Genomic DNA, 24,315 nt, shown 5'->3' with positions numbered 1-24,315 from the left:
GATGGATAACAAAAAGAAAATGAAAGCTATGATCAAGCAGATGCAGAGTGTAATTGCACTGGTTATTATCTTTGTGGTCGCATCTACAATCTGCATTAAGGATGGCAGAAATAACTTTCTGGACATAAGAAACCTGATGAACGTGCTGAGAGCCGTATCAGAAAATGGAATCATTGCAATTGGTATGACGATTATTCTGATCCTTGGCGATATTGATCTTTCTGTAGGTTCTGTTGTAGGTCTTATCTCAACAGGATGTGCATATCTGATGGTAAAGAGTGGTCTGGGATTTGTACCGGCTATTCTTGTAAGTCTTGGAATCGGAGCACTGTTTGGACTGTTTAATGGATTATGTATCACAAAGCTGAGACTTCAGGCTTTTATCGTTACCCTTGCATCTATGAATATCGCGAGAGGACTTGCAAGATTCTGGGCAAACGGAATCGGGATCCCGCTTGCATATGGTAAAGGTGAAGGAATGGCTCCACCGGCATTTGAAGTACTTCAGATGCGTCTCTGGGGAATCGTACCTGTACCGGCAATCATCTTTATTGTTCTTCTGATTGTTTTTCAGATCATTCTGAGTAAAACAAGATTTGGAAGACAGGTATATGCGATTGGTGGAAATAAGAATGCTGCATATCTTTCAGGTATCAAAGTAGACAGAATTAAGATCTATGCATTTATGATCTGCGCAATGCTTTCATCTGTTGCTGCTATGATTCACGCAGCTCAGATCAGCCAGGGTGGACCGAACGAAGGTCAGGGCTATGAACTTAACGCAGTTGCAGCCTGTGCCATTGGAGGAACAAGTCTTGCAGGCGGCAAAGGAACTGTTTTTGGTACACTGATTGGAGCACTTATCCTTGGTATGCTGGATAATGTTCTTGGTCTTAAAGGCGTCAATTCAAATCTTCAGCTGATGGTTAAAGGATTTCTCATCATTATTGCAGTATTTATGCAGGCAGATAAAGTGAGTGATTGATAATAAAAGAAAATAATTCTCAGGTTCTGTCCGGCAGCAGGACCGGGGAATAAAATAATAAATAAAAGCGATGCCGGAGAAAGAAGGTAAGTATGAATAAAAAAGCGATCAGTATCCTCTTAACAGCAGCTATGGGTGTTTCTGTTCTGGCAGCAGGCACAGTTACAGTCAGTGCAGCAGAGAAAAAGGACAAATATGTGATCGGAATGTCACAGTGTAATCTTGGTGAACCATGGCGTGTAGCTATGAATGATCAGATTGCAATGGCAGCAGAAAAACATCCGGAATTTGAGGTTATTTTTGCAGATGCTGCTCAGGATAACTCCAAACAGATTGCAGATATTGAAAACTTTGTACAGATGGGTGTAGACCTCATCATTACATCTCCTAACGAAGCTACACCACTTACTAATGCAGTCAGTGCAGCTTATGATGCAGGAATCCCGGTTATTCTTCTTGATAGAAAGATTGACGGAGACAAGTATACTCAGTTTATCGGTGCAGACAACGTAGATATGGGACGTATCGCAGGAGAATATGTTGCAGATACACTTCTTCCTGACGGTGGTAAAGTTTGTGAGATCAAAGGTCTTGAAGGAACTTCTGGTGGAATCGACAGAGATAACGGTTTCCGTGAAGGAATCAAGAAAAATGACAAGATTGAAATCGTAGCTGTAAACAATGCAGACTGGCTTCGTGAAAAAGCAATCACAGTTGCAGAAGAAATGCTTCAGACAAATGATGAGATTGATCTTTTCCTGGCGTTAAATGACCCGATGGCAGAAGGTGCATATATTGCTGCTAAGAATGCAGGAAAAGAAGGAGACATCCTTTTCGTTGGATTTGATGGACTTCCTACACCTGATGGTGGAATCCGAAGCGTTATGGACGGAAGACTCAGCATGACTCAGGTTTATCCTACAGGTGGTACAGAAGCAATCGAAAGTGCTTATCAGCTGCTTGTTGAAGGTAAAGAGCTTGATAAAACTCTGACTCTTACTTCTGAAATCGTTGTCCCGGATAATGCAGAAGAACTCCTTGCAAAATACGGCGGATCTGCAGAATAATCAGATTTGAAAAATTATAAAAATGAAATATAGTACGATGCGAAGAAACGGGAATGGCTTAGGCTGTTCCTGTTTTTTCTTTCTGTTTGACATGAAGAGATACTTACTATATCATGGGAGAATAGACAGATAAAAGGAGGATAATATGTTCAGTAAACTGAAAAGAATTCTGCATCCGGAAAATATGCTGTTCAAAATGATCATACTGAACTGTGGCCTGCTTTTGTTAGTTACATTGGTCCTTACAGCTGCTGGAAACTATATATATGAGGAATCTATTGCAGAAAGATCCTATGCAAACACAATGGAAATCCAGAATCAGGTGTTGAAATCGCTTGATCTGATTTTTAAATCCGTAGAGGATAATGTTGAGGCTTTGGGAAATTATCCGGAAGTACAAGAGTATTTAAAAGTAGATGCTGAAAATCAGCAGGCAAGCCGTGTAGAATTGGAAAGACAGGTGCGAGACCTTCTTCTGGATTATTCCAGAATATACAGTGAATATTTGAATATTGTTGTTGTCAGTGAGAAAGGCCAGTATCTTTCTAATGATTCATACCGAGTCAAAAAGCTTCCGCTTACGGAAGAAAAATGGTATCAGGATGCGGTTCTGGCAAATGGAGAACTGGTTTTAAGTCCTACCAGTCTGGGACGAAATTTAAAAGCCTGGAAAAACTACAGTACAGACAATTATGTCAGCACAGTTAAATTAATTTGTGACAGACAGACGTCTGCGGGGATTGGTGTGATCCTTATAGATTTGGATTTGAAGAGTATTCAGAATCTTGTTGAAGATATTACAATGGGACAGACTGGATTTGGTTATATACAGGATAGTCAGGGGCATGTGCTCTATGCACCCCAAAATGAAGTTGTATACCGGATGAATCCAAACTGGGTCACGGACGGAGAGAGTGGACGTGTCAGATGTCGCATAAAGGGAAAAGATTACAATGTCATATATAGTCATTCAAAATATACAGACCTGACTGCAGTTGGAGTATTTGACTGGGGGAAAACTATCGAAGGCATTTCCAGAGCAAGGACAGTTTCGAAATGGATTGCAGTTATAATAATGATCTTTGCGGCAGGAGCAACGGTTATTTTTTCGGCATCCATTACAAGGCCTATTTCGACGCTTTCAAAACTTATGAAAAAAGCGCAGACCGGAGATATGACGGTTCGTTTTGTAAATCATTATAAAGGTGAAATAGGGCAGCTGGGAGATTCTTTTAATGCAATGGTAGAAAAAATTAATGAACTTCTTGGCGTTGTATACAAAGAACAGAAAAATAAAAGAGAAGCAGAGCTTAAGATTCTTCATGAGCAGATTAAGCCGCACTTTCTTTATAATACACTTGATACGATACAGTGGATGGCAAAGCAGTACCATGCGCTGGATATTGTTGATCTGGTGCTTGCTTTGTCAGGATTTTTCCGTATCAGTCTGAGTCAGGGAAAAGAATTTATTACATTGGAACAGGAAGTTTTAATGGTAAAGAATTATCTGGACATCCAGAAAGTACGGTATGAGGATCTGTTTGAATATAAAACAGAGATTGAAGAAGGACTAGGAAATTATATGGTATTAAAAATCTGTCTTCAGCCGCTTGTGGAAAATGCTCTTTATCATGGGATAAAGGAATCTGATCAGGACAGAGGAACTATATGGATCCGTGCTTTTTCAGAGTCAGAGGATTCGATCATACTTAAGGTAGAAGATGATGGTGCTGGCATGAGTCAGGAAAGAATAGATCAATTGAATTCCTGGCTGAAACTGAAAGAACGTGGAGAAGAAGTAAAAGCCTATGGAACGTTGAATGTAAATGACCGCATAAAGATCGCTTACGGTGACGAATACGGACTTCATTATGAAAAGAGAACGGGAGGAGGTACCGTGGCTGTTGTAAGGCTCAAACGGCTGCAGAAAGAAGTATGTGGAAAGTTTTGATTGCTGATGACGAACCGAAAATTCGTCAGGGATTAAAAAGTGTATTGGAGGAAATGAAACTTCCGATCACAGTCTGTGCAGAAGCACGGAATGGAATGGAAGCATTAGAAAAAATTGAGCAGTTTCAACCGGATTTTATTCTGATGGATATCTGTATGCCTAAGTTGAGTGGTATACAGTTTCTGGAGGAATTGAGAAAGCTGGATAAAAACTGTCCGGTAATCGTAATCTCCGGATTTAATGAGTTTTCCTATGCAAAACAGGCAATTAAGCTTGGGGTTTCCGAATATCTTTTGAAACCTATCGCAGAGGAAGAACTTCAAGCTGCGGTCGTGAAGGTGACTGAAGAGATAAAGCAGAAGCGAAAATCTGAAAAATTCATGGAACTTGTGAAACAACAGATGATTCAGAATCAGGATTATCTGAGAGATGTGTTTTTCAATGAATGGATGGAAGGAAAATTATCTAGATTCGAATGGGAAGAACAGGCAAGATTTCTTGATATGGATTTTCCGGATAATATGATTCTCATACTTGTGTCAGTTCAGTCCAGTTATGACAAGAAAATTGATAAAGGTACGGTGACTGAGGAAATATATAAGATCACTCTTGAAAAGATTATCAGAGAACTTATGGAGCCATATCATACGGTAAGTGTGTTTTCCAGTAAGTATGAGGATGTAGCGATTGTTATGGAAAAGCTGCCGGAAAATTTTCAGGAGTTCAGTGCAGATCTTCAGCTGCAGACAGAAGAAAAAATGGGTGGAAAGTGTTTTATTACGGCAAGAGAATGTACTTTTGAAACATTGCCTGATATTAGCCGTGAGATGCGCCGGGAAGTGCAGAAAATGCAGGAATGCAGACCAATTGTCCAGGACGCAAGAAAATATATTTATGCCAATTATCAGGACAGAAATCTGGATCTCAGACAGGTGTCACATGCAATTGGCTGTAATTCTTCTTATATTAGCAGGATTATGAAACAGGAATTGGGGATATCTTTTAAAGATTTTCTTACAAGGCTTCGTATCAGTCAGGCAATGCGGCTTATGGAAGATCGGGAATTGTCGATTAATCAGATTGCAGAAAAGGTAGGGTACAGCAACCAGCACTATTTTTCTGCTGCATTTAAAAACTGTCAGGGTATGTCGCCCTCAGAATTCCGTAAAAATATGCTGCAGATTGACAGAAACGGATTATAACTATGAAGAAAATATGGAAAGTATGGACAGTGATACTGGTTGTGGCAGCAACAGTCTTACTTACGATCAGTACACAGTATAGCAAAAAAGAAGAGATATCTACAGATAGTTATCAGTATCTGATCGGTGTTAGTCTTCCAAATGTAATAGAACCGTGGCTAAATAATTTTGTTGACGTATTTACAGAAAAAGTATCCCAGGATAAAAAAATAAATGTAATTTTTCGAGATGCAGCTGGAAATTCGGAAAAACAGATTCAGGATATTGAGACGTTGATGGAGTACGGGATAGATATTCTGATTGTCTCTCCTGATGGAAGTGACAGCCTTTCTTCTGTTCTTTCGGAGGCTTTTCAGAAGATACCGGTCATTCTGACAGGTGTTGGTGCAGGGACAGAGGATTATACATGTCTTATCAAATCAGATGATCAGAAGATTGGCAGGCTTGCAGGAGAATATATTCTGAATAATCTTTATGAAAAGAATAAAAAGATCGTGGTCTTTCAGGGGGTTGAAGAATCCCCGGTATCCAAACAGAGACTAAAGGGTTTTCAGGATTCTGTTCAGGGTACAATACCGGAAGAAGATATCACTTATTACTGTGGCGACTGGCTCCGGGATCGGGCAGAGCTCAGGATGAAAGACTATCTGATCTCGTATGATTCTGCTGATATAGTTTTCGCTTTTAATGATGATATGGCATATGGTGCATATCAGGCCTGTCAGCAGTACAGGATTGAGGGCAAGGTGCATCTGATAGGTGTGGATGGGTTTGAAGGAGAAAGTGCAGGGCTGAGTCTGGTAGACAAAGGTGTACTGGATGCAACGATACAGACACCGGACTTTGGTGGACTTTCTTATGAAATTGCAAGAAAACTTCTTGAGGGAAATAAGATTGAGAAAAATATTATTATCCAGCCGGAATTGATTCTTCAGGGAGGAGCGGAAAGGAAAGAGTAATTGTAGACATGAAAAAGAGTTTGAGAATGACAGAGGGAAGTATCTCTAAAAAGATCATTTTTTTTGCCATTCCATTGTTTCTGGGGAACCTGTTTCAGCAGTTGTACAATACTGCGGATTCTCTGATCGTGGGAAATTTTTTAGGAAGCAATGCACTGGCGGCGGTCAGTTCATCTGGAAATCTGATCTTTTTGATGGTAGGTTTTATTAACGGTATTGCCATGGGTGCGGGTGTAGTTATTGCCAGATATTACGGTGCCAAAAAAAGAGACAGCCTGCAAAAGGCAATCCATACAACCGTTGCATTTGGTCTTGCGGCCGGTGCGGTCCTGACTGTTTTGGGAATGTTTCTGGCGCCAAAGATCTTGGTGCTGATGGGGACTCCTGCGGATGTCCTCCTGGAATCCATTATATATTTTCGTACATACTTTGCAGGTTCTATGGGTGTTGTCATGTACAACATTTTTGTTGGAGTTCTGCAGTCGGTTGGTGATGGACGTCATCCAGTGATCTATCTGATCATTTCATCCTGTGTCAATGTTGTTCTGGATATTTTCTTTATCGCAGGTCTTGGCATGGGAGTTGGTTCAGCAGCGCTCGCAACTGCTATTTCCCAGTTTGTCAGTGCGATTCTCTGTATGGTTCATCTGATGCGTGTGGAAGAAGAATATCGCCTGGAACTGCGGGAAATTCGTTTTGACAGCATTATGTTGAAGCAGATTATTCAGAATGGTGTGCCGTCTGGCTTTCAGAATTCAGTCATCGCGATCGCGAATGTTTTTGTACAGTCAAATATTAATGCATTTGGAAAAATGGCGATGGCAGGATGTGGATCTTATTCTAAGATTGAGGGATTCGCCTTTTTGCCGGTTACTTGTTTTACGATGGCACTGACAACATTTGTCAGTCAGAATCTTGGCGCAAAACAGTATGACCGGGCGAAAAAGGGAGCAAGATTTGGGGTTCTCTGTTCGATCATTATTGCAGAATTGATCGGCGTGATCATATATGCTGCCGCACCGGTGCTGATCGCAGCATTTAACAGAGATCCCGATGTTGTACATTATGGCGTGATGCAGTCAAGAACAATTGCATTATTTTATTGTCTGCTGGCGTTTTCTCATTGTATTGCAGCAGTACTCCGTGGTTCCGGCCACGCATCTGTTCCGATGATCGTTATGCTCTGTGACTGGTGCTTGTTCCGTGTAAGCTATATCACCGTTGCAGTTCGTATCATCCCGGATATCCGTGTGATCTTTTGGGCATACCCATTGACCTGGAGTATCAGCTCCGTAATCTTTCTGTTTATGTTCCTGCGAGGAAAATGGGTATATGGATTTGAGAAAACACCACAGATGTAATTAAAAATTCAATCTCTTTAAATAGGTCTCCTGGAACTGCCTTTTTGAGCAGATCTTTTCAAAGATTCTGGAAGATTGTATGAAATATAAACTTGTAAATACAGAACAGATCTTCGTGGATGCAACACATGTAAAAGCCTGTGCAAACAGTAAAAAAATGCGTAAGCGGGTTGCATACGAACAGGCTCTCTGGTATGAAGAGGAATTAAATAAAGAGATTGAAAAAGATCGTCTGGCACATGGAAAAAAGCCATTAAAGAAAAAAGATGATAACCAGCCACCTGCATCCGGTGGAACCGGAAATGATAAGGATTCTATATCTGAAGAACTTCCTGAAGATGTGAAAACACAAAAATGTAGCATCAGCGATCCGGAAAGTGGATGGTTTCGAAAGGGTGAACATAAACACGTTTTTGCATATGCAGTAGAAACTGCCTGTGATAAACATGGCTGGATCCTTGGATATACAGTACATCCTGGTAATGAGCATGACAGTCGTACTTTTAAAGCATTATACGATAAGATATCTAAACTGAATCCGTAGATGGTAGTTGCAGATGCAGGATATAAAACTCCGGCAATCGCCCATCGGCTGTTGGAAGATGGAATTCAACCACTTTTTCCGTATACCCGTCCTAAGACCAAAGAAGGCTTTTTCGGAAAACACGACTTCGCATATGATGAATACTATAATTGTTATATATGTCCGGGAGCACATATATTGACATATAGTACAACAAACAGAAATGGATATAAAGAGTATAAAAGCTGCGGTGAGCATTGTGCTGAATGTCAATATCTTTCAAAATGCACAGAAAGCAAAGATCCTGGAAAAACGAGGTTGGAACACAGCCAGATTTTTGTTGATTTTGAAGAAAATAAAAAGAAAAGAAGTTTTAAAAGAAAAATGGTGCTGGGCATAACACCCAACACCAAGTTTGTCTACAGTCTGAAATGGTCGCCGATCTGGCGACCATTTTAAGTTCGACGGATAGAGCTCTTGTGGTGTTTTTAGCTTCATAAAGGTCTTTGCCAACTTTATGTCCACGTTTTTCATACACGCGGTATCCGGAAAATGCCATATCATCATTTGCAAATCTTTCAAGATATGTGTTATTGCGCTCGTTTGCATCAGTATTCTGCGAAGGATCAGCTACAAAGGGAAGAAAGAAGTTGATTCTGACCTGCCTTCCGGATAAGGTTGAGATGTATAAGAAATTTGGTTTTAAGAATCATGAGATCGGCGATTCTGTGTGGGGCGGTGAAGCCTGGCATAAGATGGATATAGTGTTGGATTGGTGGATCTCACATGACTGAACAAATATATTGGATGAAATAAATACAGATATTCAGCCGGGAATGTCTGGAAAAATCATATAACCAAAGCAGATTGCGAGGTGTCTGACATGTTAAAAAACGTACTGATTGTGGTAGATGATATAGATGGATTGCTTGCAAAATATGAATCAGGTAAGTATTTCATCCGATATGCCACTGAACTAACAGAACTTGCAGGTGGACAGAAGCTTGTAAGACTATATGATCCGAGCGGTAATCTCATTGAGGTTCGTACGCCATTTATGTCTAATTAAAGGAGAAGATATGCAGATTTTTGCTGATGCAGATGCCTGTCCGGTAGTTGGTATTGTTGAAAAAGTTGCAAAAGAGCACAATCTTCCTGTAACGTTGTTGTGTGATACCAATCATGTGTTATCATCTGATTACAGTGAAGTAATCGTAGTTGGAGCCGGAGCAGATGCCGTGGATTATAAACTGATCAGCATTTGCCATAAAGGCGATATTGTTGTATAACAGGATTATGGAGTTGCGGCAATGGCACTTGGAAAGGGGCTCACAAGGTCCAGTGGACCTTGGCTTTGAGCCGACCGAAGCGGAGCGTAGACCTTATGCGATTCATCAGTCTGGGAAATGGTATACCAATGAGAATATTGACCAGATGCTTATGGAACGGCATCTGAATAAGAAAGCACGAAGGGCATCCGGAAAGAATCACTTAAGAGGACCAAGAAACTTCTGCAGACGTTTGGCGGAGGTGGACATGCTGCAGCAGCTGGTGTGCGCAAGCGGACGAACGATGTAGAAAAATTCAGGCAGGAAATCCTTGAGCGGATTGTTATGATGAGAAAGATTTCCGGTCAGGATAAATAAAAATTAGAAACAGAACACAGGAGAATCGGGAGGTGTAGAATGATGGAAAAGAAAAGAACCTATATTGCAATCGATCTTAAGTCATTCTATGCGTCTGTGGAATGTAAAGAACGAAATAGGGATCCTTTGACGACCAATCTTGTGGTTGCGGATAAAAGCAGAACAGAAAAAACCATCTGTCTTGCGGTATCTCCAGCATTAAAGTGTTATGGGATACCAGGAAGAGCTCGTTTATTTGAGGTTGTTCAAAAAGTAAAAGAAGCCAACAGCACCCGCAGATGGAAAGCGCCGAACAGAACATTTATCGGAGCCTCTGATGACAGTACAGAATTAAATAGCAATCCTGCACTGGAGATTGATTATATTGTTGCTCCACCCCGGATGGCTCTCTATCTGGAATACAGCACCAGAATTTACAGCATTTATCTGAAATATATTGCGCCGGAAGATATTTTTCCGTATTCGATTGACGAAGTATTTATGGATGTAACGAATTATCTGCATACTTATAATATGACAGCAAGAGAACTTGCAATGACCATGATACAGGATGTGCTGAAAACGACAGGTATAACGGCAACTGCAGGAATCGGAACAAATATGTATCTGTGTAAGATTGCGATGGATATCGTGGCGAAGCATATTAAAGCAGATAAAGATGGTGTTCGAATTGCAGAACTGGATGAAATGTCATACCGAAGGAAACTCTGGAGCCACAGACCTCTTACTGATTTCTGGAGAGTCGGAAAGGGATATGCAAAGAAGCTGGAAGAATACGGGCTTTATACAATGGGCGATATTGCAAGATGCTCCATCGGAAAAGAGAATGAATTATACAACGAAGATCTGTTATATAAGCTGTTTGGCGTTAATGCAGAGCTGCTGATCGATCATGCCTGGGGATATGAGCCCTGTACCATGGAAATGGTCAAGGCTTATAAGCCGGAAACGAACAGTGTTTGTTCCGGGCAGGTACTTCATTGCCCTTATGATTTTGAAAAAGCAAAATTAGTCGTCAAAGAGATGATGGACCAGATGGTTTTGGATTTGGTGGATAAGAAGCTTGTAACGGATCAGATCGTGTTGACAGTTGGTTATGATATTGAGAATCTGAACAATCCTGATCGGAGAAAGAAATACCATGGAGAGATTACTATCGACCGTTATGGAAGAAGAATTCCGAAACACGCACATGGAACTACCAATCTGAAACGGCAGACTTCCTCAACCAAAATGATAACGGATGCAGTAATAGAGTTATATGACAGGATCGTTGACAGAAATTTGCTTATCCGAAGAATCAATATTACAGCGAACAGGCTTGTGGATGAAGGTTCACTAAAGAAAGAAGAAGCATATGAGCAGCTGGATCTTTTTACGGATTATGAGGCGCAAAGGAAAAAGCAGGAAGAGGAAGAAGTGGCTCTGGATCGTGAAAAACGTATGCAGGAAGCAATGCTCAGTATTAAAAAGAAATTTGGAAAAAACGCTGTGCTGAAGGGGATGAATCTTCAGGAAGGTGCAACCGCCAGGGACAGAAATGAACAGATTGGCGGACATAAGGCGTAAAGGAGTTGGAAGAGGATGAAAAATAATTCTTATGATGATATCATCAATTTACCACATCCGGTCGCTAAGAATCATCCGCAAATGCCACTTCGGGATCGGGCAGCGCAGTTTGCTCCTTTTGCAGCCTTGACCGGACATGATGCTGCGATAAAAGAAACAGCAAGATTAACCGATGAAAGATTGGAACTGAGTGAGGAAGTGATTGCTCAGCTGAACGAAAAAATCAATATAATCAGAAATAATATCGGTATAGAACAGAATGTATTGATAACTTATTTTGTTCCCGATGCAAAAAAAACCGGCGGATCCTATGTTACGTATTCTGGTATTGTAAAAAAGATAGACGAATATGAGCATACCATAATTATGACAGATCAAACAGTCATTCCAATTGAACAGATAAGTGATATTAAATGTGAAGAGTGGTAAATGTAAAAACAGATACAAAGAATATAGAATGTTTCACTGGAAAAAGTTGAGACAGAAAGTGGAGGTAACCACGATGGCTTCTTTTGATCAGAAGCTCCGTACGTTATATCTGATGGAAATTCTGCTGGAACGTACCGATGATGAACATATGTTAAATGCATCGGAGTTATGCACGATTCTGGATCAGGAATATGGGATCAGTACGGACCGAAGAACAATTTATACAGAGATGGAAATCCTTGAAAAATTCGGACTGGATATTCAGCAGAAGAAAGGCAAGTGTCCGGGCTATTATATTGGTGCCAGGGATTTTGAACTGCCGGAGTTGAAGCTCCTGGTGGATGCAGTTCAGTCTTCTAAATTTATCACAGAAAAGAAATCCAAGGAATTGATACAGAAACTGGAGAAGCTCTGCTGTAAGACAGATGCCGAAATGCTTTCCAGATATGTCTTCATCGTAAACCGGCCGAAGACAGAGAATGAAACGGTGTATTATAACGTAGATTATATTCACACGGCTATTTACGAGAATAAACAGATCAAATTCCATTATGCGGAATGGACAGTTAAGAAGGAGCTGAAATTTAAAAAGAATGGCGCTTTCTATGTTGTCAGTCCGTGGGCATTGACATGGGATGATGAAAACTACTATTTGGTTGCTTATGATGCAGCAGCCGGAATCATCAAGCATTATCGCGTAGATAAAATGCGCGATGCTGAGATTCTGGAGGCTGATCGTAAAGGAGAAGAGTCCTTCAAAAATTTTGATCTGGCTGCATTTGCTAAGAAAACGTTTGGTATGTATGGCGGTGTTGATGCGGAAGTTACTCTGGAATGCAGAAATGAATTGGCCGGTGTTGTGATCGATCGCTTTGGTCATGATGTACGGATGTGTCCTCATGGAGAAGATCATTTCAGAGCCAGAGTGCCAGTGGCGGTAAGCTCACAGTTCTTTGGCTGGATTACCGGCATCGGATCCGGGATGCGGATTGTCGGACCGGAAGATGTACGGCAGCAGTATAAAGAGTACCTGCAAAATGCGATTCAGAACTATATGGACTGACAAATTCCGTGAAAAAAAGGAATAATCGGAAATTTCGTTTTTATGATACAATTCATTATAGGAATGATATAATCATCATAGCATATAAAATTGTAAAAAACGGGAGGACGTATATGAAAATTATAATTATTAATGGAAGCGCCAGAAAAGGAAATACATTAACAGCAATCAATGCATTTATAAAAGGTGCTTCTGAGAAGAATGAAATTGAAGTAATCGAGCCGGATAAACTGCAGATAGCTCCGTGCAAGGGTTGTGGTGCCTGTCAATGCCATAAGGGATGTGTAGATAATGATGATACAAATCCAACAATTGATAAGATTGCAGCAGCTGATATGATTCTCTTTACAACACCTGTATATTGGTGGGGGATGTCGGCGCAGCTGAAGCTTGTGATCGACAAATGCTATTGCCGTGGACTGCAGTTGAAAAACAAGAAAGTCGGTGTGATTGCTGTTGGAGGTTCACCGGTTGACAGCATACAGTATGAGCTGATCAACAAACAGTTCGACTGCATGGCTGATTATCTGTCATGGGATATGCTTTTTCAGAAATCATATTATGCCAGTGAAAAAACAGATCTTGCGAAAGATGAAAATTCATTGAAAGAACTGGAGGATATCGGAAAAAACTTATGATATGAAAAAGAGAAAACTTATAATTCTTGCCATCACGATAATCGCTGCGGCGTTATTGTTGGAAGGATTTATTCTAAAGTATGTTAATGACAGAAACGCGGACCGGACGTCAAAGGTACTTCTGGATCGTGTTATCACCGTACTCGATAAAAATGATGAGAGTGAAGAAGCACTTATCAAATCGCTGAAAGACGATTATATAGTAAGAGCTAAGGCGGTTTCTTATATTATCGATGCAAAACCAGAGGTAGAATATGATGTCGACGAGTTACAGAAGATTGCGGCGTTGATATCTGTGGATGAGATACATTTGTTTGACACAAAAGGTTATATTTACAGCGGTTCTGTGCCAAAATATTTTGGTTATAGCTTTGATTCCGGAGAGCAGATGGCATATTTTAAACCAATGCTTAAGGATAAGAAGCTTACCATGTGCCAGGACGTTACGCCGAATACCTCCGAGGCTAAAGAAATGATGTATGCAATCACCTGGAATGAAGCGGGAAACAAAATGATCCAGGTCGGCATTGAGCCGAAACGCCTTCTTAACGAGGCCAAGCAGAATGAGGTTTCTAATGTAGTTGCGAATATGCCGGTGTATAAAGATATGGAGATACTGGTTGCAGATTCGGATACAAAGATTGTAGCTGGAGCTACAGACAGCAGTAAAATAGGCCTGAAAATTGACAGTATTGATATGCGGCATTATCGGTGCGTGGAGAAGCAGGAGGGGGCATATATTGTTGCTGTAATGGTAGAGGATTCTTATTATCATCAGGGAAACCTTTTGGCTATTCTTATAGTTGGAATATACTTGATTCTGGCTTCGTGCTGTATGGTGTATATGTTGTCGAAAGTCATGAAAGAGAAATATGAAAAAGAAAAATTCCGGTATACATCGAATACGGACGAACTCACCAGATGTTATAACAGACGTGCATATGAGGAGGACATAAACAAGCTCAATCTTAGTAAGGAATGGGTATATGTTTCCATGGATCTTAACGGGCTCAAGAGAGCAAATGATTCTTTTGGACATGTAGCAGGAGATGAGCTTATACGGGCGGCTGCAGACTGTATGAAAAACAGCTTCAGTGAACATGGCAAGGTATACAGAGTGGGCGGTGACGAGTTCGTTGTCATCATTACAAAAGATATACCGCAGTTTGAAAACCTTCTGAGAGCATTTGAGCAGAGAGTGGCAAGCTGGCATGGAGAATTTGTCGAGTCGATGGCGGTTTCGTACGGATATGTCTTCAGTTCGGAGCGCAAGTGGAACAGCATATTGGATATTTCAAAAGCTTCGGATGAAAGAATGTATGAGAGTAAGAAGCAATATTACGCTAGATGCGGAATGGACAGAAGAAGACGCTAAAAATCAGAGAAATCGAGTGGAGAAATCCGCTCGATTTCTTTTTGATAGAGCTTGCCGACGGTTACATGATTGCTCTGTATGTATGCCCCTCTACATAAGGAAATTCTCGGAGGCTGTTTTACAGTGGGGGAAAAGAAAAAATATCAAAAAATTAATGCTTAATGGTGAGCTTGTAATAGAATGGAAAAAAGAGAAGAGCATAAAGAGAAGAGCATAAAGGATATAGTTGTGGAGAATATTTGTTATGATTAGAAAGTTGCTGAAGGTTAGGAATGAATATTGAAACGTATCTTGTTTTATGATAGAATTCCATTACTAAAAGAAGTGAAGCCGCACAAAAACGGGAAGAGTAACGATGGAGATTCAAAGAGATACTTACTGGAGAATGGCGTTGGCTCTGATCATATTATTGAAATTGCAATGTACATCGAGTACATATGACAGAGGGAAAACGAAACATAATCCATCATCTTAGGGCATTTCAAATGGGGAAGAATATATGGAAAAAGTATCAAAAGCTACATCATTCTCAACAATACTGATCGGGATATATATGGTGCTTCTCTCCTGCGTGGAAATCGGGGCGATATTATTTTGCAAGATAGCAGGAGATGCCACTATGACAGGGGTCAATATAACTGCAATGACCGGCGGAAGCGATGACTACATAAGTGGATATTTGATCGTTCCACGTATTTTGGGAACCGTATTCAGTGGAATGGCTGAAATAACGGTTTTAATATTGGCGGCAGTGTTATTTATAGTATTGCTTATTTTTCTTGCAGTACTGATTATATCCTGCATATTGATCAAAAAAAGAAAACTGAAAGCAGATGCATGGATGAAAATAATCGTATTCTCAATCTTTACCTGTGTGGCTGCATTTCTTATTCAGAGTTCAGTAATTGCGGTTCTGATGGCTGTTCCGGTTGTGCTGGGTGCATATGTACTTACAAAATAATTAAATGATGATTCAAGGGAACTTTGTGCTGAAAAGCATGGAGTTCCTTTTTATTTTGCAGGAAAAACTATACGGGATGATAGTTTGCCTAATAGGAAAAAGTGCATAAAAAGCAACACTGTAATTTGTATAAAAAGTAGAAACCGATTTCTATGCAGGCAGGTAATTAGATATTTCCTTATTCTGTGATACTATAGAAACATTATACACATTATAGGGAGAAGTCTATGAAAAAACGAATAATATCCATGTTTTTGGCTGGTATGATGGTTTTAAACAGTGCTGTTGTATACGCAGACGCTGATATAACAGGTGATTACACGACATATGCAGATACATTTGACAGTGAAGATGAAGTGGCTGTTCAGAGTGAAACTGCCGAAGAAAATGCATCTGCAGATGACAATGCAAACATAGGTGTGAATGAAACATCAGTAGCAGAGAATAATGCTGACGTTGCATTTACAGACGGGGATTCAGATGAAGTTGATATTACGGAGGAGAATCCAGAAGATGTATCTTTGCAGGATGAAAATGAGGAAATAGAGTTTGCAGAAGAAGCAGAGGATATTTTTTCAGAAAATGAAGTGGCAGTTCAGGACGTTGGAACAACCACGGCCAGTGGTACGCTTGCCACAGGTGTAAGCTGGTCACTTTCTGATAATGGAAATCTGCAGTTCAGCGGTTCAGGGGCAATTGAGAAAGATGATGGTCAGGACAACTATCCGTGGGATATGACACAGGTTGTCACAGTAACGATTCAGAGCGGTATTACCGGAATCGGAAGCGGAGCTTTTGCAGATGGGACAAAACTTACGAAAGTTTTCATCAGTGCGGACAGTTTGCGGACAGTCAGTGCAGATGCATTTAAAAACTGTTCAAATGCGGGGGTAAACCTTTATTATTCCGGAAATGCACCGACAGCAATTCCCGCATTTACCGGGACATCGAAAGTATATACCAGTGTTTATTATCAGGACAATGATCCGACATGGACGGATGAGTACAGGGCAGCATATGCCAACACACAATGGGTTGCGTGCTGTAAAGTAAATGGAGTGACTGCAAAGGTAGATCATATTTATGTACGGGACAGTGGTGAGATTATGATCCAGACAGATGGAAACAATTATCCTACACCGGAAAATATGGCATATTATGATGTGACCTGTTCTGAATGCGGAAATAAAGATCGGGAATATAACGATTGTATTCATTGTATCGATGCAGAAACTCTGCAGTCCGATCATCCGTACAATACAGAGACATCGACAGACTGGACAGTATCCATGGAAGGTGCAGAAGAAATCATCCTGACCTTTGATGAAAAAACAAAGTTTGAAACAAACTATGATGACTTCTTCTATATTTATAAAGAAGACGGAGAACTGTATCAAAAGTTTATCAATGATCAGCTTGCAGGAAAGACCGTGATCGTACCGGGAAGCTCCGTGACATTGAGACTGACGACAGACTACAGTACAGATGAATGGGGATTTGCAGTCACAAAAGCATATGGAACTACACATGAGTGGGATGCGGGTGTAATCACAAAACCGGCAGAGAGAGATCAGACGGGAACTCTGGTGCGAACCTGCCAGAAATGTGGTGAAGCGGTAGAAGAAGTAATACCGGCACCGTATATTGTATGCGGTGATGATGGCAATATTTTCTGGGGAATCACACCGGATCATGTACTGGAACTGTCTATAGGAACAGGCAGTGGTAAAGGAAGGGATTATTCCTATAAAGCAGCACTGGATGGGCATCAAATAACAACAGCACCGTGGGGAGAGCATGAAGGAATCATTGAAGGGTTACGTGTCAAAAAAGGAATCTCGACTATTATGCCCTATTCTTTTTATGGATTAACGAAACTGAAATGGGCAGAGATTGAGGACAGTGTTATAAGTATAAGTTATGATGCGTTTGAGTATTGTACGGCATTAAAACGTGTAAAGTTATCTGAAAATCTAACAAATATAGACGGTGGGGTATTTGGATATTGTAGTGCATTAGAGGAAATCAGTTTACCCGAAAGTATAACCACAATAGGCTGGGCGGCATTCGAGTCTTGTACATCCTTGAAAAGCATTAATATTCCGAAAAATTTGAATAAATGTGCAGAAACTACTTTTGGGGGGTGTACAAACCTACGGGCATTATATATTGAGGATCTGTCACAGTGGCTGAATATGGAAGAATGGCCGTCGTTCAGCTTAGCTACGTTTGGTGATATAAAGGGCATTGATTACTATATTGGCGGCGAAGCTCTGGAAAATCTGGTAATTCCGGAGAATATTACCCGTATCAGGAAATATGCGTTTGTTCATGGGCACAATATTAAAACAGTGACTTTCCATGAGAATGTAGAGTATATTGATCAGGAGGCTTTTTCGAATTGTGTAAATCTTGAATTGACAAATGACAAGCTGCCCAATTATTTAAAAAGTATAGGAAGAGAAGCATTTCAAAATTGTAGAAAAATTTCCAAGGTAGGAATTCCATCCAGCGTTGAAAATATTGGAGATTTTGCGTTTGCGCACTGTAGTGGTTTGAAACAGTGTATATTTGCAGAAGACATACAGATAGATAAAATTTCGAGCTCTATGTTTTATGGATGCGAAAATTTAGAGAAGATTGAGATTCCAACAAGTGTGACAAGTATAGAAGCAGGAGCATTTCAAAATTGTAAGAGCTTAGAGAAAATCTGTATTCCGAAAAATGTAAAGTCTATTGGAGGTATGATATTTGAAGGGTGCACTAATATAAAAGAAGTTGAATTTGAAGAAGGAAGTAAGTTAACAACTATTAAGGCGGATGCTTTTGTTGGATGTGGAATTAAAAATATTCAAATTCCTGCCGGAGTGATAAGTATAGGCGATCGGGCACTGGCAAACTTAAATCTTGTTGATATAACATTTCTGGGAGACTTTGGAGATTTTAGTTCTATGTTTGATATGGGTGAGTACCATACCAGAACTATTACTTATTATGCATGTAACAACACTTGGACTTCATCTGAAGCGCAGGGATGTTTCAATAGACTGTCAAACACTACTCAAAACCCAATTCACATGTCCAAGGACTACACTGTAATCACCAAAGCGACCTGCACCATAGACGGAGAGAAATCCTTTACCTGTGATAACTGTGGAAAGACTTTTACAGATGTGATTCCGGCAACCGGACATAAGCTGACATCGAAAGAACACAAAGATGCAACCTGTATTGAAAAAGGATATGATATTCAGGTCTGCAGTGTCTGCAAGGAAGAATTTAAAACAGAACTGGATATAGATCCGAATGCCCATCAGTATGGTGAAGGTAAAGTAATCGAACCAAATTGTTCAAGAGAAGGTTATACACTTTATACATGTGCACTCTGTGGAAATACAAAACGTGAAGGTTATAAACCAAGTACAGATCACGCTTATGAGGATATCGTTGTACCGGCAACCTGTCAGATGCAGGGCTATACACGACATCAGTGTAAAAACTGCGGCTATTCCTACAGAGATAATTTTGTAGGAGCGCTGGGCCATAAGTATACGAAAGAAGTGATTAAACCTACCTGTATTGACGAAGGATATACCAGAAATACCTGTAGTACCTGCGGTCTTACTTATAATTCAAACTACCGTGAGGCGACCGGTCATGATTATGAATCTGTTGTAACACCTCCGACCTGTACCGAAAGAGGATATACAACTTATACATGTAAAAATGAAAACTGTGACAATGTAATTGTTTCAGATTACCGCAGTGCGCTGGGACACAGTTATGAAGCTGTAACTACAGATTCTACCTGCACAGAGAAGGGATTTACTACATACACCTGTGTAACCTGTGGAAACAGTTATACGGGGGATGAGACAGATCTGGCACCGCACAAATGGGATAAAGGAACGATCACTAAACAACCGACCTATCTGGAGAAGGGACTCAAGGCGTTCAAATGCCTGAACTGTGAAGAAACATATACCGAAGATATTCCGGCATTAGTTCAGACGGATCTCAGTGATTGTACGATCACACTTTCCTATCGCAAAACCGTTTATAACGGTAAGGAAAAGACTCCGGAAGTAGTCGTAAAAAATCACAACGGAACAGTAGGTAAAACGGAATATAGCGTTACATATGCAAAAAATATAAATGCTGGAAATGCAGAAGTTATTGTGAATGCAAAACCGGGAAATGTCAGTATCACAGGAGAAACGACAATACCGTTTACTATTGCAAAAGCAAAACAGAATATCACAGCTGAGACAGAATCAGAATCTGTTCATGTAAATACAGAAGAACCGATTACTGTAAATGGATTGGGCGAAGTAAGTATTGTATCGGAAAACGAGGAGATTGCAGTAGTTACTGAAGAAAAGATGATTCGCGGAAAGAAAAAGGGAACTGCTTATTTGAAAATATCAGCAGCAGGTGACGATAACCACGAGGCAGCAGAGACAAAGATTCAGATCTCGGTAAATGAAGATCATGTATTAAAAATCACAGATACTGTATTGTCTACATGTTGTAAACAGGGAAGTGTAACTTCTGTCTGCGAACTTTGTGGAAAGACATTTGTTGAGAAAAAAGCCCTGGATCTGGTAAACGGTCATGCTTATGAAGTAACGTCAACAGTCCCGCCACAGTGCGAAAAAGCAGGATACACAACTTATACCTGCTCCAGGTGTGGAGATGAGTATACAGATCATTATCGTGAAGCAACAGGTCATGATTACGATATCCAGATAACAGAGCCAACCTGTACGGAAAGAGGACACAAGAACTACACCTGTAAGAAATGCGGTAAAACAAAAACTGAAGATTTTAAAGAGGCAACCGGGCACGATTACGTGTCTGTTGTAACGGCTCCGACCTGCACAGAAAAGGGATATACAACATACAGTTGTACGAAATGTGATTATGTGGTGACAGATGATTACAGGGAACCGTTGCAGCATAATTATAAGAAAACAGTGACGCCGTCCAGCTGCACGAAGAAGGGATTTACAACGTATACCTGTGCACGCTGTAATAACAGTTTCAGCGGGGATGAAACGGATCTGACACCACACAAATGGGATGAAGGTACAGTTACAGAACCGACTTATTTAAAATCAGGAAAAAAGGAATTTAAATGTCTGGATTGTAATGAAACATATACCGAAGAAATTCCGGCTTTGGGACAGACAGAACTTAAAGATTGCTCGATTACACTCGCTTATCAGCAGACGGTATACAATGGTAAGGAAAAGACACCGGAAGTCATTGTGAAGAATGATAATGGAGTTGTAAGCAAAGATAATTATACAGTTTCTTATGTGAATAACACAAACGCAGGAGCAGCAACAGTAACAATAACTGCTAAAGAAGGTGATGTCTGTATCACAGGAGAAGCGGAAAAGACGTTTACTATTTCAAAGAAAAAACAGTCCGTTTCTGCTGTATGCACAGTTGAAAGAATTCATGTCAATATAGAAGCAGAGGTATTGGTGGAGAATGGAATTGGTCAGGTTCTCCTTACAACAGAGGATGAAGAGCTTGTTGAAATCCAAGATTCTCATATCACCGGTAAAAAAGCCGGCCTTGCACTGATTAATGTGTCGGTTTCCGGTGATGATAATCATGAACCAGCCAGCAGCACAGTGGCAGTCTGGGTGGAAGATAATCATATTATCAGCCATGTTGTGGAAAGCAGAGAGACATTGGAAAATGGTGACATTCAATATGATGATGTACAGAAATGTACTCTTTGTAAACTGGAAATAAAGAGAGAACACAAGATACTTAAGAACATAAATTCAGAAGAATGTGAAATTCGTTTTTCTTCATCTGTATATGTCTTTGATGGAAACGAGGTGAAGCCTGAAGTTTCGGTATCCATGGCGGGCAAAACACTGACAGAGGGAAATGATTATCGTCTGGAATATCAGGATAATGACCGTGTCGGAGAGGCAAGCGTTTCGGTTATCGGTATTGGTCAATATACAAATGCCAAAAAGGCGTCATTCCGAATCATCGAAAAACCGAAGCAGCCGGTGCTTCGGGCTGTTGAATATAACAATTTCTCAACTGTTCTAACCTGGAATGAAGTGGAAAATGCTGAGGGATATTATGTATACAGAAAGGTTTCAAACGGAAGCTGGAGTAAGGTTGGAACGACAGAAAGTTTATCTTTTGAGGATAAAACAGCAAAACCAGGAATGACATACACCTATACGGTCAGTGCATACATTGATCTGGCAGAGGGAAGTTATGATGAGAAGGGACTTACTGTCAGTTATTTGAATACACCGGCGATTTCTACGATATCTAATGCAGCCAGTGGTATAAACATTACATGGAAACGCGTGGATGGTGCAGCAAAATATCGTGTATTCAGGAAAAAAGGAACAGAGAGCTGGACACGTATTGCGGATACAGGGTCAACAAACTATACGGATCGCAGTGCAGCAAGTGGAACAACCTATGCATATACAGTGAGATGTATCAAAGCAGATGGAAAGTTTGCCAGTGATTATGACAAAAATGGAAAATCACTGATAAGACTTTCAACGGGAAATGTTAAGTCAATTGCAAATGCTGCAAAAGGCATGCGACTGACCTGGACCAAAATCAATGGAGCACAGGGATATATTATCTACAGAGCATACGGAAGTGGGGCATATAAGGCAATCAAGACGATTACCAGTGGAACGACGCTTAATTATACCGATACTTCAGCTACTGTAAATGGTGGAAAATACAGTTATGCAGTTTGTGGATACAGAGGAAGCGTAAAGGGCGCATACACTGGAAAATCATATTACTGCCTTACTCAAAACCGTATTTCATCGGTAACAAACAGCGCAGCAGGAAGGGCAACTGTGGCATGGAGCCAGAATGCAAAAGCAACTGGATATCAGGTGAACTACAAAACCGGCAATACACAAAAAACAGTAACGATCAAATCTTACAAAACATTGAGAACTGTACTGAGTTCTCTGAAAAGGAGGGCAACTTATTCAGTAAAAGTACGTTCCTACAAAACAATTTCCAAAGTAAATTATTACTCTGAATGGAGCGCAGCAAAAAATATCAGAATAAACAAATAAATATATCTGCTATGAAATAGAAGCAGACATAATAAAAAGGATGGAATGATATAATATGGTGTCATTCCATCCTTTTTATAGTTTATAAATATAATGAATATGTATCAGATTGCATCCAGTGCCTGAGCGATATCTGCAATTAAATCATTTTTGTCTTCAAGACCACAGGAGATACGGATCAGTCCGGCCGGGATTCCGGCAGCAGCGAGCTGTTCGTCATTCATCTGTCTGTGGGTGGAAGTTGCCGGGTTCAGGCAGCATGTTCTTGCGTCTGCTACATGTGTCTCGATGGCAGCAAGTTTCAGATTTTTCATGAATTTTTCTGCAGCAGCACGTCCGCCCTTTAATTCAAAGGACACGACACCGCAGCCGCCGTTTGGCATATATTTCTTAGCAATTTCATAGTACTTGTTGGATGAAAGTGTCGGGTAGTTAACGAATTCCACTTTGTCATGTTTTTCAAGGAATTCAGCAATGGCCTGTCCGTTTTCTACGTGGCGTGGCATACGCACATGAAGAGATTCCAGACCGAGGTTAAGGATAAAAGCACTCTGTGGAGACTGCGCACATCCGAGATCTCTCATAAGCTGAGAAGTACATTTGGTGATAAAAGCACCCTCTTTGCCGAATTTTTCTGCATAGGTAATTCCGTGATAGGAATCATCCGGTGTGCAGAGTCCCGGGAATTTATCTGCATGAGCCATCCAGTCAAACTTTCCGGCATCAATGATCGCACCACCGAGTGCAGCACCGTGACCGTCCATATATTTGGTTGTGGAATGAGTAACAATGTCAGCACCCCATTCGATTGGACGTAAATTAACCGGTGTTGGGAAGGTGTTGTCCACAATAAGCGGCACGCCATGTGCGTGTGCAGCTTTTGCAAATTTTTCGATATCAAGGACAGTCAGTGCCGGGTTGGCGATAGATTCACCAAAAACGGCTTTTGTGTTGTCTTTGAAAGCAGCATTTAATTCCTCTTCGGTGCAGTCCGGATCAACAAAAGTGACATCGACGCCCATTTTTTTCATGGTGACATCAAGAAGGTTATATGTACCACCGTAAATAGAAGAGGAAGAAACGATGTGGCTGCCTGCTTCGCAGATATTGAAAATGGCGAAGAAGTTTGCTGCCTGTCCGGAAGAAGTCAGCATTCCGGCAGTACCGCCTTCCAGGGCGGTGATTTTGGCAGCGACATAGTCATTTGTCGGATTCTGAAGTCTGGAATAAAAATAGCCGGATGCCTCAAGATCAAACAGTTTGCCCATATCTTCACTTGTATCATATTTGTAAGTGGTTGACTGATAGATCGGAATCTGTCTTGGTTCCCCATTACCCGGAGTATAACCGGCCTGTACGCATTTTGTATTAATTGAATAGTCCATAATTTACCCGCCTTTATATAATATTAGTTTACTTCCATGTTATACCCTTTTATATTGCATGTAAAGAAAAAATACATACTTAATCGGTATGACTACTGAAAAAACTA

At 40.6% G+C, this 24,315-nt stretch carries 15 protein-coding genes and 3 pseudogenes; 17 read left to right on the top strand and 1 reads right to left on the bottom strand.

Annotation, left to right across the window (positions count from 1 at the left end; translation table 11 throughout):
- Window position 1 precedes the first annotated feature (1 nt).
- The 17 genes and pseudogenes from BQ7344_RS09485 to BQ7344_RS09405 all read left to right on the top strand — a co-directional run bounded on the left by BQ7344_RS09485 (window position 2) and on the right by BQ7344_RS09405 (window position 22,823).
- Window positions 2–985 (top strand): ABC transporter permease, encoded by a 984-nt coding sequence (locus tag BQ7344_RS09485; protein ID WP_072522400.1) that lies wholly within the window; start codon window positions 2–4, stop codon window positions 983–985.
- A gap of 92 nt (window positions 986–1,077) precedes the next feature.
- Window positions 1,078–2,052, top strand: a complete 975-nt coding sequence (locus tag BQ7344_RS09480; RefSeq protein ID WP_072522399.1) for a substrate-binding domain-containing protein — start codon at window positions 1,078–1,080, stop codon at window positions 2,050–2,052.
- Between the two features lie 145 nt (window positions 2,053–2,197).
- Window positions 2,198–4,003 carry a cache domain-containing sensor histidine kinase gene (locus tag BQ7344_RS09475; RefSeq protein WP_072522398.1) on the top strand — a complete coding sequence of 602 codons (1,806 nt, stop codon included), beginning with the start codon at window positions 2,198–2,200 and terminating at the stop codon, window positions 4,001–4,003.
- On the top strand, window positions 3,988–5,205 hold the full coding sequence (locus BQ7344_RS09470) for a response regulator transcription factor (protein ID WP_072522397.1): 1,218 nt from the start codon (window positions 3,988–3,990) through the stop codon (window positions 5,203–5,205). Before BQ7344_RS09475 ends, BQ7344_RS09470 begins: the two co-directional genes overlap by 16 nt.
- Before the next feature lie 2 nt (window positions 5,206–5,207).
- A complete protein-coding gene (locus tag BQ7344_RS09465; protein WP_072522396.1) occupies window positions 5,208–6,164 on the top strand; it encodes a substrate-binding domain-containing protein in 957 nt (318 codons plus the stop codon).
- 8 nt (window positions 6,165–6,172) lie between these two features.
- On the top strand, window positions 6,173–7,525 hold the full coding sequence (locus tag BQ7344_RS09460; protein WP_072522395.1) for an MATE family efflux transporter: 1,353 nt from the start codon (window positions 6,173–6,175) through the stop codon (window positions 7,523–7,525).
- A gap of 40 nt (window positions 7,526–7,565) precedes the next feature.
- Window positions 7,566–8,375 (top strand): annotated as a pseudogene (locus BQ7344_RS09455) (transposase); the annotation flags it as partial.
- 323 nt (window positions 8,376–8,698) lie between these two features.
- Window positions 8,699–8,842 carry a hypothetical protein gene (locus tag BQ7344_RS09450; protein WP_182448569.1) on the top strand — a complete coding sequence of 48 codons (144 nt, stop codon included), beginning with the start codon at window positions 8,699–8,701 and terminating at the stop codon, window positions 8,840–8,842.
- Window positions 8,843–8,979: 137 nt separating this feature from the next.
- A pseudogene (locus tag BQ7344_RS09445) lies at window positions 8,980–9,117 on the top strand (VOC family protein); the annotation flags it as partial.
- A 10-nt stretch (window positions 9,118–9,127) separates the two neighbouring features.
- Window positions 9,128–9,626 (top strand): annotated as a pseudogene (locus BQ7344_RS16820) (DUF188 domain-containing protein).
- Between the two features lie 110 nt (window positions 9,627–9,736).
- Window positions 9,737–11,263: a Y-family DNA polymerase gene (locus BQ7344_RS09435; protein WP_072523408.1), complete on the top strand. Its 1,527-nt coding sequence runs from the start codon at window positions 9,737–9,739 to the stop codon at window positions 11,261–11,263.
- 15 nt (window positions 11,264–11,278) lie between these two features.
- Window positions 11,279–11,692: a hypothetical protein gene (locus tag BQ7344_RS09430; protein WP_072522393.1), complete on the top strand. Its 414-nt coding sequence runs from the start codon at window positions 11,279–11,281 to the stop codon at window positions 11,690–11,692.
- 73 nt (window positions 11,693–11,765) lie between these two features.
- Window positions 11,766–12,755 carry a helix-turn-helix transcriptional regulator gene (locus BQ7344_RS09425; RefSeq protein ID WP_072522392.1) on the top strand — a complete coding sequence of 330 codons (990 nt, stop codon included), beginning with the start codon at window positions 11,766–11,768 and terminating at the stop codon, window positions 12,753–12,755.
- Window positions 12,756–12,868: 113 nt separating this feature from the next.
- Window positions 12,869–13,393, top strand: coding sequence for a flavodoxin family protein (locus BQ7344_RS09420; protein ID WP_072522391.1), 525 nt, complete (start codon window positions 12,869–12,871; stop codon window positions 13,391–13,393).
- Between the two features lies 1 nt (window position 13,394).
- Entirely contained in the window at window positions 13,395–14,768 is a 1,374-nt protein-coding gene (locus BQ7344_RS09415; RefSeq protein ID WP_200793040.1) for a GGDEF domain-containing protein, read from the top strand.
- 499 nt (window positions 14,769–15,267) lie between these two features.
- Window positions 15,268–15,729 (top strand): hypothetical protein, encoded by a 462-nt coding sequence (locus tag BQ7344_RS09410; RefSeq protein WP_143143553.1) that lies wholly within the window; start codon window positions 15,268–15,270, stop codon window positions 15,727–15,729.
- Between the two features lie 227 nt (window positions 15,730–15,956).
- Entirely contained in the window at window positions 15,957–22,823 is a 6,867-nt protein-coding gene (locus BQ7344_RS09405; RefSeq protein WP_072522389.1) for a leucine-rich repeat protein, read from the top strand.
- Between the two features lie 104 nt (window positions 22,824–22,927).
- Here BQ7344_RS09405 and BQ7344_RS09400 read toward each other — a convergent pair whose 3' ends face one another.
- Window positions 22,928–24,208: an O-acetylhomoserine aminocarboxypropyltransferase/cysteine synthase family protein gene (locus tag BQ7344_RS09400; protein WP_072522388.1), complete on the bottom strand. Its 1,281-nt coding sequence runs from the start codon at window positions 24,206–24,208 to the stop codon at window positions 22,928–22,930.
- Window positions 24,209–24,315 lie beyond the last annotated feature (107 nt).

This window comes from Blautia sp. Marseille-P3087, assembly GCF_900120195.1.
Classification (GTDB): Bacteria; Bacillota; Clostridia; order Lachnospirales; family Lachnospiraceae; genus Blautia_A.
The sequence above is the reverse complement of the archived record's forward strand: the minus strand, read 5'-3'. Positions and strand labels throughout refer to the sequence as shown.

What these genes read in the sequence shown, in the direction of transcription:
- BQ7344_RS09435 (WP_072523408.1), top strand. Translation starts at nt 9,737, where the DNA reads ATGGAAAAGAAAAGAACCTATATTGCAATCGATCTTAAGTCATTCTAT.
- BQ7344_RS09415 (WP_200793040.1), top strand. Translation starts at nt 13,395, where the DNA reads ATGAAAAAGAGAAAACTTATAATTCTTGCCATCACGATAATCGCTGCG.
- BQ7344_RS09460 (WP_072522395.1), top strand. Translation starts at nt 6,173, where the DNA reads ATGAAAAAGAGTTTGAGAATGACAGAGGGAAGTATCTCTAAAAAGATC.
- BQ7344_RS09480 (WP_072522399.1), top strand. Translation starts at nt 1,078, where the DNA reads ATGAATAAAAAAGCGATCAGTATCCTCTTAACAGCAGCTATGGGTGTT.
- BQ7344_RS09465 (WP_072522396.1), top strand. Translation starts at nt 5,208, where the DNA reads ATGAAGAAAATATGGAAAGTATGGACAGTGATACTGGTTGTGGCAGCA.
- BQ7344_RS09405 (WP_072522389.1), top strand. Translation starts at nt 15,957, where the DNA reads ATGAAAAAACGAATAATATCCATGTTTTTGGCTGGTATGATGGTTTTA.
- BQ7344_RS09485 (WP_072522400.1), top strand. Translation starts at nt 2, where the DNA reads ATGGATAACAAAAAGAAAATGAAAGCTATGATCAAGCAGATGCAGAGT.
- BQ7344_RS09475 (WP_072522398.1), top strand. Translation starts at nt 2,198, where the DNA reads ATGTTCAGTAAACTGAAAAGAATTCTGCATCCGGAAAATATGCTGTTC.
- BQ7344_RS09425 (WP_072522392.1), top strand. Translation starts at nt 11,766, where the DNA reads ATGGCTTCTTTTGATCAGAAGCTCCGTACGTTATATCTGATGGAAATT.
- BQ7344_RS09430 (WP_072522393.1), top strand. Translation starts at nt 11,279, where the DNA reads ATGAAAAATAATTCTTATGATGATATCATCAATTTACCACATCCGGTC.
- BQ7344_RS09470 (WP_072522397.1), top strand. Translation starts at nt 3,988, where the DNA reads ATGTGGAAAGTTTTGATTGCTGATGACGAACCGAAAATTCGTCAGGGA.
- BQ7344_RS09420 (WP_072522391.1), top strand. Translation starts at nt 12,869, where the DNA reads ATGAAAATTATAATTATTAATGGAAGCGCCAGAAAAGGAAATACATTA.
- BQ7344_RS09410 (WP_143143553.1), top strand. Translation starts at nt 15,268, where the DNA reads ATGGAAAAAGTATCAAAAGCTACATCATTCTCAACAATACTGATCGGG.
- BQ7344_RS09400 (WP_072522388.1), bottom strand. Translation starts at nt 24,208, where the DNA reads ATGGACTATTCAATTAATACAAAATGCGTACAGGCCGGTTATACTCCG.